The organism is Pseudomonas sp. RC3H12 (assembly GCF_018596375.1).
GTDB lineage: Bacteria > Pseudomonadota > Gammaproteobacteria > Pseudomonadales > Pseudomonadaceae > Aquipseudomonas.
Window position 1 is genome coordinate 5244301 of sequence record NZ_CP075595.1, and the last position, 12345, is coordinate 5256645.

Annotated in this window: 6 protein-coding genes; 1 reads left to right on the top strand and 5 read right to left on the bottom strand. The window is 64.6% G+C overall.

Annotated elements, in window-relative coordinates; translation table 11 throughout:
• Window positions 1-16: 16 nt before the first annotated feature.
• The 3 genes from selO to KHO27_RS23885 all read right to left on the bottom strand — a co-directional run bounded on the left by selO (window position 17) and on the right by KHO27_RS23885 (window position 6693).
• Window positions 17-1477, bottom strand: a complete 1461-nt coding sequence (selO, locus tag KHO27_RS23875) for a protein adenylyltransferase SelO (protein WP_214500882.1) — start codon at window positions 1475-1477, stop codon at window positions 17-19.
• A gap of 132 nt (window positions 1478-1609) precedes the next feature.
• Window positions 1610-4915: a mechanosensitive channel MscK gene (mscK, locus tag KHO27_RS23880; protein WP_214500883.1), complete on the bottom strand. Its 3306-nt coding sequence runs from the start codon at window positions 4913-4915 to the stop codon at window positions 1610-1612.
• A gap of 35 nt (window positions 4916-4950) precedes the next feature.
• Window positions 4951-6693 carry a potassium/proton antiporter gene (locus KHO27_RS23885; protein WP_110700319.1) on the bottom strand — a complete coding sequence of 581 codons (1743 nt, stop codon included), beginning with the start codon at window positions 6691-6693 and terminating at the stop codon, window positions 4951-4953.
• A gap of 176 nt (window positions 6694-6869) precedes the next feature.
• On the opposite strand from KHO27_RS23885, the gene KHO27_RS23890 reads away from it, so the two are divergent.
• The gene (locus KHO27_RS23890; RefSeq protein ID WP_214500884.1) at window positions 6870-9020 is read left to right on the top strand and encodes a dermonecrotic toxin domain-containing protein; all 2151 of its coding nucleotides are present in this window, start codon (window positions 6870-6872) and stop codon (window positions 9018-9020) included.
• A gap of 45 nt (window positions 9021-9065) precedes the next feature.
• On the opposite strand, the gene betA is transcribed toward KHO27_RS23890, so the two are convergent.
• The gene (gene betA / locus KHO27_RS23895; RefSeq protein WP_110700323.1) at window positions 9066-10763 is read right to left on the bottom strand and encodes a choline dehydrogenase; all 1698 of its coding nucleotides are present in this window, start codon (window positions 10761-10763) and stop codon (window positions 9066-9068) included.
• A gap of 76 nt (window positions 10764-10839) precedes the next feature.
• The gene (gene betB / locus KHO27_RS23900) at window positions 10840-12312 is read right to left on the bottom strand and encodes a betaine-aldehyde dehydrogenase (RefSeq protein WP_110700325.1); all 1473 of its coding nucleotides are present in this window, start codon (window positions 12310-12312) and stop codon (window positions 10840-10842) included.
• Window positions 12313-12345: the final 33 nt, after the last annotated feature.

Genomic DNA, 12345 nt, shown 5'->3' on the forward strand with positions numbered 1-12345 from the left:
GTAGCGGCCCCGGGGTTCATGACGAACAACTGATTTCCAGATGCTTGCCCCATTCCGGCGGCCGCTCGGCATAGGCCTGCATCCCGGGCTGCTCCTCGAACGGCTTGCCCAGCACCTGGTGCAGCCGCCGCACTTCACGGTAGTCGCCCGCCTCGGCGGCTTCGATGGCCTTCTGCGCCAGGTAATTGCGCAGCACATACAGCGGGTTGACCGCATGCATGCGCTCGCGGCGCCCTTCTGCATTGCCCGCTTCGCGCGCGCAGCGCGCCTGGTATTCGGCGCCCCAGGCGTCGAAGCCGGCCAGATCGATGAAATCTTCCCGTACCACCTGCAGGGCCTCGGCCACGGGTTGCTCGCCCAGGCGGCGGAAGAACAGGGTGTAATCCACGCCGCCCCTCTGCATGCACTGCAGCAGGCGCTCGACCAGCGCCATGTCGCCGTCCTCGGCCGTGGTCAGGCCCAGGCGGCGGCGCATCAGGTCCAGGTAGTGCGCCTGGTACAGCGGTAGGAACAGCCCCAGCGCTTCTTTCAGCGGCTCGACTTCGATCACCGTGGTCAGCGCCTGGGCCAGCGCGCTGAGGTTCCAATGGGCGATAGGCACCTGGTTGGCGTAGCTGTAGCGGCCCCGGTCATCGGAATGGTTGCAGATGAAGTTGGCGTCGAAGTCGTCGAGGAAGGCGTAGGGGCCGAAGTCGAAGGTGATGCCGAGGATCGACATGTTGTCGGTGTTCATCACCCCGTGGCAGAAGCCGTAGGCCTGCCAGCGGGCAATCAGCTCGGCGTTGCGCTCGACGATGGTGCGGAACATGGCCAGGTAAGGCTGCTCGGCATCGCGGCACTCGGGGTAGTGCTGCTCCAGCACATGGTCGATCAGCACCCGCTGCTGTTCCGGTTGCTTGGTGTAGTAGAAGTATTCGAAGTGGCCGAAGCGCACATGGCTCTGGGCCAGGCGCAGGAGCATGGCGGCGCTCTCGCGGGTCTCACGCCATACCGGGGTGCTCGAGCCGATCACGCACAACGCACGGCTGCTGGGAATGCCCAGGGCGTGCAGGGCCTCGGAGGCGAGGAATTCGCGGATCGACGAGCGCAGCACGGCGCGGCCGTCGCCCATGCGCGAGTAGGGCGTCTGGCCGGCGCCCTTGAGGTGCAGGTCCCAGTGCTCGCCGCCATCGTTGAGGACCTCGCCCAGCAGCAGGCCACGACCGTCCCCCAGGCGCGGGTTGTAGGAGCCGAACTGGTGGCCGGAATAGACCATCGCCCGCGGGTCGGCCTCTTCCCAGAGCTTGTGGCCGCTGAACAGCTCGGCGAACACCGGCAGTTCGGCTTGGGCCGGGTCGAGGTCGAGCAGGGTCATGGCCGATTCGCTGGCGACGACCAGGCGTGGATCGGCGATCGGGTCGGGCAGGACCTGGGTGGAGAAGGCGTCGCCGAGTTGGGCGAAGCGGTTGTCGAAGGTGAGTTGGTCGAGGGACTTCACAGGCCTGCTCCGCAATTGGACTGATCGCGGGGCAAGCCCGCTCCCACGAAGGTTGCGTGGGAGCGGGCTTGCCCCGCGATGCGTTTATGACTCCTGCGCATCATTCTCAAGGGCTTGCCCCTTGGCGTCCACTCAACTCGGCGGGGTGCTGTCCGGTTTGCTGTCCATCGGGATCAACTGCTGCTTGCCGCCCTTGGTATCCATGAGGAACACCTCCACCTGGCGCACCGAGATCTTGATGTTGTGCGCCTTGAACTCGCGGTTGATGTAGCGGTTCAGTTCGTCCAGGGTCGGGTTGCGGTCGCCCAGGTCGCGCACATGCATGCGCAGCTCGTGGTCCAGCGAGCTTTCGCCGAAGTTGAGGAAGTACACCAGCGGCTCCGGATCCTTGAGCACCCGCGGGTTTTCGTGGGCGCCCTTGAGCAGCAGGTCGCGCACCAGGTCCAGGTCCGAGCCATAGTCGATGCCCAGCTTCAGCGTCACCCGGGTGACCGTGTCGGTCAGCGACCAGTTGATCAGCTGGCCGGTGATGAAGGTCTTGTTAGGGACGATGATGTCCTTGCGGTCGAAGTCGGTAATGGTGGTGGCACGGATGCGGATCTTGCTCACCGTGCCGGACAGGTTGCCGATGGTGATGGTGTCGCCGATGCGCACCGGACGCTCGAACAGGATCATGATGCCGGAGATGAAGTTGGCGAAGATCTCCTGCATGCCGAAGCCCAGGCCAAGCGACAGTGCCGCCACCAGCCATTGCAGTTTGTCCCAGCTGACCCCGAGGGTGGCCAGGGTGCTGACGATGCCGACGCCGGCAATCACGTAGGAAAGCAGCGTGGTGATGGCGTAGGCGCTGCCCTGGGCAAGGTTCAGGCGCGACAGCACCAGTACTTCGAGCAGGCCCGGCAGGTTGCTGGCCAGGGCCACGGCGATACCGGCGATGACCATGGCGCCGAGCAGGTCGCCGAGGCTGATCGGCACCATGCTCGCCGCCGCGCCGGTGCCGCTGCTGTACTCGTAGAGGGTGATGTTGTTGAGGTAGGCGAATACCGTGATCAGGTCCGCCCATACCCAGTACAGCCCGCCGATGAAGCCGCCGAGCAGGGCCAGCCGGATCAGGCGCAGGGACTGCTGGTTGACCTGCTCGATGTCCAGGGTCGGCTCCTCGACCACCACTTCGCCGTCAAGCCCTTCCTTGGCCGCCTGGCGCTTGCTCAGGGCGCGCTGGTAGGCCAGGCGCCGCGCCGCCACCGACAGGCCGCGCACGAACGCGGCCTCGATCACCAGCCAGAACAGCAGCAGGTAAAGGGTGTAGATCAACCGGTCGGTGAGCTTGAGGGCGGTGTAGTAGTAGCCGAAGCACACCGCCACGAACAGCGCGATGGGCAAGGCGGTGAAGGCCACTCCCACGGTCTTGCGGAACAGCGAGGTGTTGCGGTGCGCGGGGCTGCTCAGCAGCAGGCGGCTGAGCAGCCAGGCCATCAGGGCGTAGCAGGTCAGTACCACGCCGATGCCCAGCACGTCCTCGGCCAAGGCCGACGGCTGGTGTTCGGCCACTGCCACCACACCGACCAGGGCCAGCACCACGGTGCCGAGCCGGCGCACCCAGCCGCGCAGGAACTCGACCTGCGGCTTGTGCCAGCGGAAGTGGATCTCTGCCACTCCGCCCGGGGCGAGGATGCGGTAGGCGGTGTAGAACACCAGCCATGCCTGGGCGATCTGCCACAAGGCGGCGCCGAGATTGGCGTTCTGCCCACGGGCATCGAGCTGCAGGGCGTAGCTGCCCAGGGTCAGGGCCAGGGCCACCGGCAGGGCCAGCAGGATGTTGATCAGGATCGCCTGGGGCGTGTGCCACTGGCTGTCGCGCTTGAAGTGGCCGATGTCCTGGTGGACCTTGCCCAGGCGCCGGTACAGCGCCTTACGCCGCCACAGCAGGGCGCCGATCACAAGGATCAGCGGCAGGAACAGCAGCGGCTGTTGCACCAGGCCGTCAGCCAGTTCCTTGATGCCCGCGCCCCAGGGCAGGCTGGCCACCTGGGTGGTCAGGCGCTCGGGTACTTCGCGCAGCCACTGCCAGTCCAGCGGCTTGTTGCTGGGGATCCAGAACATCTGCTCTTCCAGCGTGGTGCGCAGGCTCTGGGCGGTGCTCAGCAGCTGCTTCTGGTTCAGCTGCAGGGTGATGCATTCGTTGAGCAGCGCCGACAGCTCGCGGTTCAACCGCTCGAGCAGGTCGCCACGGGTGATCGCCACTTCCAGCAGGGCCTTGCGCAGTTGCGGGGTGATGTCTTCCTCGGGCTGACTGGCCAGCAGCTTGTCCACGTAAGCGGACGGGCTGCTCATCTGTTCGCGTTCCTGGTTGATCTCGAACTGGTACAGGCGGATATCGGCGATCTGGTCGGCCAGGTTGCGATCAAGCTTCAGGTGCGGCAGGGCCTGCTTCTGCTTGTACAGGATCTTCGACAGCAGCAAGCTGCCCTTGAGTACGTTGATCTGCTCGTCGAGGGCCTGGTCGGCCTGGGTGAGGCTATCGAGCTGCTGCTTGGTGCGCAGGTTCTGCTGGGTCACCTCGTTGAGGCGGTCGGTGCTGCGCAGCAGATAGTCGGACAGCTGCAGGTTGGCGGTGCTCTCGGTGGCCAGCAGGTTGCTGCCGCCGGCCTTCTGCGCCTCGATCGACTGGCGGGTGACGGCCTGTTGCGACTGCGCCAGGCGCTTTTCGTTGATCAACGTCTGCAGGTCCTGGATTTCCTGTTCCAGCCTTGTGGCGCGTTCGATCAGCAGGTCGTGGCGGGCGTTGCCCAGGTCCTGCAGCACGCTGTTGCCGGCCAGTTCCTGGCGGCGCAGCAGGGTCAGGGCGTTGAGCGAGGCCAGCTCGGCGTTGAGCTGGTTGCGCTGGTCGGCATTGATCGACTTGCCGTTGTCCTTGCCGCTCTTGAGGCTGTTGTTGATCTGCTGGGCACGCATCTGGTTGCCGCTGATCTCGGCCTGGGCGCGCTCCGGGCGGGTCTGGGAGTTGATGATCAGGCTGTTGGCTTCGGACAGCGCTTTCTGCAGGTCGCCCTGCTGAGTGCTGCGCTCGCTGAGCATCTGTTCGAGCTGCGGCACCGTCAGGCTGGCGTAGCGCTGCGCCACCGGCACGACGCTGGAGGCTTTGAGCTTGATCAGTTCGCGCTGGCTGTCGCGGATCTCCTGGGGAGCGTTGGCCAGCTGTTGCTTGAGGGCTTCGAGCTTCTTTTCGCTGTCGTCGCGGGCGTTGAGCAGCGCCAGGGTCTGCTCCAGCACCTGCTGCACGGCTTTCTGCTCGGTTTCCGGCAGTTTGCGCTCGGCGATCTTGCTCAGGCTGCTCTGGATGCCCGGAGTGGTCGGGATTTCCACCGCGCCGGCGGCGAACGAGAGGGTCAGGCACAGCCCCAGCAGGGCTGCGCGGCAATGGTCACGCAGGGACATAGGCAGAGTTCTTGTGTTACGCGGCAAATCGGAGTTTAGAGGAACAGCCCGGGGCCGGGGCGGGTACCTTCGGGGAATCTGACGCCCACTTTCTGGATCTTGTTCCCGTCCATGACCGCGACGGTCCAGATCGTGCCGTGCCATTCGATCTGGTCGCCTACTACTGGAGCGCCTCCGACCTTCTGTCGGATGAACTGCGCCAGCGGCATCTTCGCGTCCAGGCCATCGAGTTTCAGGCCATAAAGTGCGGCCACCGCACCCAGCTCGGCATCGCCTTCGAGCACGAAATCGCCGAAGAAGCGCAGGTCCAGGCCGCGTTGCGGCGCCTGGCTGAACAGCTTGCCCAGCGCCGGCAGGTTATGTTCGTGGCCGATCACGCAGAGCATGTCGCCGACCTCCAGCACGGTGCTGCCCGACGGGTGCAGCAGCTGCTCGCCGCGGAACAAGGCGGCGATCCGCGTGCCCTCTGGCATTTTCAGCTCACGCAGTGCGGCGCCGATGCACCATTTTTCGGCGCCCAGGCGGTAGACGAACAGCTCCCATTCGCTAGTGACGTGTACCTCGAGCGCGGAGCGTGAAATCGGCGCCGGGTCCGGCGGTACCGTGACCTTCAGCAGCTTGGCCATCCACGGCAGGCTGGTGCCTTGCACCAGCAGCGACACCAGCACGATGAAAAACGCCAGGTTGAAGAACAGCTGGGCCTGGGGCAGGCCAGCCATCAACGGGAACACCGCCAGAATGATCGGCACCGCGCCGCGCAGGCCGACCCAGCTGATGAAGCCTTTCTCGCGACCATGGAAGGCCTTGAACGGTAGCAGTGCGGCGACCACCGACAGTGGCCGGGCGACCAGGATCATCCACAATGCCAGGCCCAGGGCGGGCAGGGCGATGGGCAGCAGGTCGTGGGGCGTGACCAGCAGGCCCAGTACCAGGAACATGCCGATCTGGGCTAGCCAGGCCATGCCGTCGAGCATGTGCAGGATGCCATGGCGACTGCGGATAGGCTTGTTGCCCAGCACCAGGCCGCACAGGTACACGGCGAGGAAGCCGCTGCCGTGCAGGGCGTTGGTCAGCGAGAACACCACCAGGCCGCCGGCTACCACCAGGATCGGGTACAGGCCACCGGCCAGGTTGATGCGGTTTACCAGTTGCAGCATCAGCCAGCCGCCACCCAGGCCCAGCAGCCCGCCGATGCCGAATTCGCGCAACAGGTGGCCCAGCAGGCTCCAGTGCAGACCGGTCTGGCCGCTGGCGATCATGTCGATCAGGGTGACCGTGAGGAACACGGCCATTGGGTCGTTGCTGCCCGACTCGATCTCCAGGGTGGCGGTAACCCGTTCGTTCAGGCCTTTGCCGCCCAGCAGCGAGAACACCGCAGCGGCATCGGTGGAGCCAACGATGGCGCCGATCAGCAGGCCCTGGATCAGGCTCAGGTTGAACAGCCAGGCGGCAACCAGGCCGGTGAGGGCGGTGGTGATCATCACCCCGACCGTGGCCAGCGACAGCGCCGGCCACAGCGCTACGCGAAAGCTTGCCACCCGCGTGCGCAGGCCGCCGTCGAGCAGGATCACGGCCAAAGCCAGATTGCCCACCAGGTAGGCGGTCGGGTAGTTGTTGAAGATGATCCCGCCACCGTCGACACCGGCGACCATGCCGACGGCGAGGATGATGACCAGAATAGGAATACCCAGGCGCGATGACAGGGAACTGACCAGGATACTTGCGCCCACCAGCAATGCGCCGATCAAGAACAGGCTGTTGATGGTGCTTGCATCCAAAGGCAGGTACTCCGACAGCGGGGGAATGGACCATGTAGCGTAGTTTTCAGAAAAAGCTAGCAGGTCGCGTGCCAATCGATTCTAACCTGAGGCCGATGCGGGCTGTAAAGCGATACCGCATCGTTGCTGCGGCTTGCCGGTGTAGTGGAACGCCTTGTCCCAGGTAGCCAAGATCCATGAACGATCAAGAAACCTTGTCACTCGCCCAGCTGGCTCAACGCATGCTGGGGCATTTCCCTGATTTGCACAGGATGGCGCGTCAAGCGGCCGGCCATGTGCTGCACCAGCAGTTGGGTTACTGGGTGGATCCGGACAGGCTCTACTGGCACGAATTCCACGCCGCGGCAACGAGCTCGCGCAGCTACACCGGCTGGTGCCACAGCGGGCCGCCCTGGCGCTCCCTGAGCCTGACCGAGCTGGTGGTCCAGCGCTTCAGCCCACAGCAGCAGGACAGTGCAGATGAGTTAAGCGTTTACGGTGGCTTCTACCGGGTGGATGCCAGCCACATTGACTATGACGAGCGCAACGAAGTGCGGCTTGACCCACAGCAGGTACTGAAGGCGTTCTGGCAACTGGATTTTGCGGGGCGCTATACCGAGGCTCTGAGCAGGTTCCGGTCGCAGCATGGCGAAGATTATTGCGTGCTGGCCCGCGCCCGTTTCCTTGCCGCTGTGGGCCAATCGACGCTCAGCGAGCCAGAGCGGCGGGAGCTGATGGTGGCGACGTTTGCGGCACCCGCAGTGCCGATCAGTGTGCAAGGTCTGCGACAGACCCGCCCGGTGAATGCTCAGCGGGGTTGGAGCATGCTTGCCATCGGCGGTATCAGCGCCAGGCTGTTGTTCCAGCATAAGCTGAAGGCTGGCAAGTTGTGCCTCTATCTTGCCGATGCGCAGGCTGTTGTGCAGCTATTCGACGATCGCCACGCGCTGACAGCATGGCTTGCTGATCAGGCAGCCACGCCTGAGGGGCGGGAGCGCCTGGTCAGGCTATTCGTCGGGGATGGGGTACTGGCACAGTCGCTACGCCTGCGCCTAAGCACAAACCTCAAGTGGCTTGCCCAGTCACGGGGCGATATCACGATTACCGGGCAGGCGATTGCAGGGGACCTGTTCGTCCACCTGCGCGATGCGGTCATGGATGATCTGACCAGCGATGCCCACGAGCGGCTGACCACCAACGCACAACTGCGCAAGGCCAATTGGCTGGCGGGCTTACAAGCTGCGAGCCTGGTCATTGCACCGATGGCGCCGTTTGGCTGGCCAGTCATATTGACCTCGCTGGGGCTTGGTACCGCGAGCCTGGGGCTGCACCTGGACCGGGCGCTCAATGGCAAACGGGCTTGGCGCACGGCAGCATGGTGGGCAGTACTGACGGATATTCTTTTTATTCTGCTCGATGCAGCAATGATGCGAGCCGGTGAGCTGTTCAGCGAGAGCCGCATACCCCCGCGCATTGCTGGCCAGGCGCAAACCGCGGCTGCCGAGGTCGACTGGGGGCTTTACATGGCGCCGGCGGCAGACGAATTGCTGGCGATGTCGGACCAGGCGCTAGCCCGCCAGGAAGCCCTGATGGGCTCGGTGCCGTGGGCTGACCTGGATGCTTTGGGCCCCTGCGGTGAGTATCTGGATGCATTCAGTGAGCCCTTTCCCGTCTATCGGGATGAGCACGGCTTTGGCTCGGCCGCCATTGCCGAGTACACCAGCTCACCAGAGCGCTACAACAACCTGTGGCGGGGTTTGCCCCTCGAAGGTACTCACGCCGGGAATGTCCAGCGCAGTCACGACCTTGCCTGTGCCCTTGGGCATATAGGAGTGAGCAACCAGGTACGGCTGTACCGGGCAGCATCCAGCTTGCGGGGTACCGGTATACCGGCGTTCGGCGATGGCGCCATTGATGTGGGTGACGTGCTGGTGACCACCGACTTCACGTCTTTCACGGAAAACCCTTATGCACTCTGGGAGGTTTTCAACGACCCGCAGACACAGGTCAGTGGCAGAGGACCGTTTGATGACCACGCGCTGGTGTACGTGCTGGAACCGGGCGAGGACATGCAGGCGACGCCTATCGGGCCCTTCTCAAGGCGACCGGATGAGGCGGAGTCGCTGATGTTGCCGGGGCGCTACCTGCAAGTGGAGAAGGTGACGGCCGTTCAGGGGCACGATTATCAGTTTACGGAGGTGTGCCTGAAGGCGCTGGCCCAGGCGCCAAGCGGGGGGACCGTGCGGGAGATGCGCACGGGGGGATTGTTCGATCTTCAGGCACTGGCTGAGCGTTTGGGCACAGAGGATGACGCGTTGATGCGCACCTTCTTTGCGTTGCCCACCTGACTGGAAGGCGTGAGAGGGGCCGCAGCGCGGCCCCTGATCGGGGTGTCAGCCCTGCTTCACTTCACGCATCGGCTTGCCTTTCACCGGCGCATCACCTGCCACATAGTACTTGGCGGTGCTGCGCGGCAGCGGCTTGCGGCCACGGATCTTGTCCGAGATCTTCTCGGCGATCATGATCGTGGTGGCGTTGAGGTTGCCGGTGATGATCAGCGGCATGATCGACGCATCGACTACACGCAGGCCCTGCATGCCGTGCACGCGACCCTCGCCATCGACTACCGCCATGTCGTCGGTGCCCATCTTGCACGAGCAGGACGGGTGGAAGGCGGTTTCGGCGTGCTCGCGGATGAATTTGTCCAGCTCTTCATCGGTCTGCACGTGGGCGCCCGGGCTGATCTCGCGGCCGCGGTACGGGTCCAGCGCCGGCTGGGCCATGATTTCGCGGGTCAGGCGGATGCCGTCGCGGAACTCCTGCCAGTCCTGCTCGGTGGACATGTAGTTGAACAGGATGCTCGGGTGCTGGCGCGGGTCTTTCGACTTGGCCTGGATGCGACCACGGGCTGGCGAGCGCATGGAGCCCATGTGTGCCTGGAAGCCGTGCTCCTTCACGCCGTTGGAGCCGTTGTAGTTGATGGCGACCGGCAGGAAGTGGTACTGGATGTTCGGCCACTTGAATTCAGGGCGGGTGCGGATGAAACCACCGGCCTCGAACTGGTTGCTGGCGCCGATGCCGGTGCCGTTGAACAGCCACTCGGCACCGATGGCCGGCTGGTTCCACCACAGCAGCGACGGGTAAAGCGACACCGGCTGGGTGCAGGCGTACTGCAGGTACAGCTCGAGGTGGTCCTGCAGGTTCTCGCCGACGCCCGGGAGGTCGTGGACCACTGGAATGTCGAGGCTTTCCAGGAGGGCGCGCGGGCCGACGCCGGAGCGCTGCAGCAGTTGTGGCGAGGCGATGGCGCCGGAGGAAACGATGACTTCCTTGCGGGCGCGGGCTTCGACGCGCTCTTCGCTGTCACCCACCAGGTAGGTCACTCCGATGGCACGCTTGTTGTCGAACAGCACGCGGTCGCTCAGGGCGTGGGTGACGATGGTCAGGTTCGGGCGCTTCTTGGCCTGGTCCAGGTAGCCACGGGCGGTGCTGGAACGACGACCATTCTTGGTGACCGAACGGTCCATCGGGCCGAAACCTTCCTGCTGGTAGCCATTGAGGTCTTCGGTGCGCGGGTAGCCGGCCTGCACGCCGGCCTCGACCATGGCGTGGAACAGCGGGTTGTTGCCGGCTTTCGGCGTGGCCACGCTGACCGGGCCTTCGCCGCCGTGGTAGTCGTTCGGGCCGATGTCGCGGGTTTCGGCTTTACGGAAGTACGGCAGGCAGTCCAGGTAGGTCCAGTCCTCGAGGCCTGGAAGTTCAGCCCAGCCGTCGAAGTCCATGGCATTGCCGCGGATGTAGCACATGCCGTTGATCAGCGAGGAGCCACCCAGGCCCTTGCCGCGGCCACATTCCATGCGGCGGCCGTCCATGTGCGGCTCCGGATCGGTCTCGTAGGCCCAGTTGTAGCGACGACCCTGCAGGGGGAAGGCCAGGGCGGCCGGCATCTGGGTGCGGAAGTCGAAGCGGTAGTCGGGGCCGCCGGCTTCCAGCAGCAGCACGGTGACGCTGGCGTCTTCGGTCAGGCGGGTGGCCAGGGTATTACCGGCGGAGCCGGCACCGACGATGATGTAATCGAATTCTTGGGACATGAAAAGTACCCTCGTTGGCGGTGGTCAGGGAGCGGAAACGCCCGTGCGTGAAAGCACGGGCGTGGCTAAACGGGGTTTAGAAAACCGAGTTGTAGCCGCCCAGCTCGACCTGGACCGACTTGATGCGAGTGTATTGAGCCAGCGAGCTGACACCGTTCTCACGGCCGACGCCCGACTGCTTGTAACCGCCAACCGGCATTTCGGCCGGCGACTCGCCCCAGGCGTTGATCCAGCAGATACCGGCTTCGAGCTTGTGGATGATGCGGTGGGCGCGGCTGATGTCGTTGGTGCAGACACCGGCGGCCAGGCCGTATTCGGTGTCGTTGGCGCGACGGATGACTTCTTCCTCGGTCTCGTAGCTGAGGATGCTCATCACTGGGCCGAAGATCTCTTCCTTGACGATGGTCATGTCGTCGGTGCAGTCGGTGAACACGGTCGGGGCGACGAACGCGCCCTTGGCGAAGGCACCGTCCAGCAGACGCTCACCGCCGCAGAGGACGCGGGCGCCTTCTTCTTTACCCTTGGCGATGTAGGACAGCACGCTTTCCATGTGCTGGAAGCTGACCAGCGGGCCGAAGTTGGTGTTCTCGTCTTCCGGGTTGCCGGCACGGATGCGGGCAACGCGCTCGGCGATCTTGGCTTCGAAGGCGGCTTTCATCGCGGCAGGGATGAACACGCGGGTGCCGTTGGTGCAGACCTGACCGGAGCTGTAGAAGTTGGCCATCATGGCGATGTCGGCGGCCTTGTCCAGGTCGGCATCATCGCAGATGATCAGCGGCGACTTGCCGCCCAGTTCCATGGTGACTTCCTTGAGCGACGAGCTCGAGGCGCTGGCCATGACTTTCTTGCCGGTGGTGGTGCCGCCGGTGAAGGAGACTTTCTCGATGCGCGGGTGCTCGGTCAGCCAGGTGCCGACTTCGCGACCGCTGCCGGTCAGGACGTTGAACACGCCGTTCGGCAGGCCGGCTTCGGTGAAGATCTCGGCCAGTTTCAGGGTGGTCAGCGAGGTGACTTCCGACGGCTTGAAGATCATCGCGTTGCCGGCGGCCAGGGCCGGGGCGGATTTCCACAGGGCGATCTGGATCGGGTAGTTCCAGGCGCCGATACCGACGGTCACGCCCAGCGGCTCGCGGCGGGTGTAGACGAAGGACGATTCGCGCAGCGGGATCTGCTCACCTTCGATGGCCGGTACCAGGCCAGCGTAGTACTCCAGAACGTCGGCGCCGGTGACGATGTCGACGTAGCGGGTTTCAGAGTACGACTTGCCGGTGTCCAGGGTTTCCAGCATGGCCAGCTCGTCGTTGCGCTCGCGCAGGATGTCGACGGCGCGGCGCAGGATGCGCGAACGCTGCATGGCGGTCATGGCGGCCCAGACTTTCTGGCCACGCTCGGCGCTTTCGACGGCCTTCTCGACGTCAGCTTGAGTTGCGCGCTGCACGTGGGCGAGGACTTCGCCGGTAGCTGGGTTGATGGCTTCGAAGGTGGCATCGCTGCCAGCGTCGACGTAAGCGCCATCGATGTAGAGTTTTTGCGTTCCGAAACGGGCCATAGTGTCCTCGCAAGTGCAGTGTGTGGTTGGCTG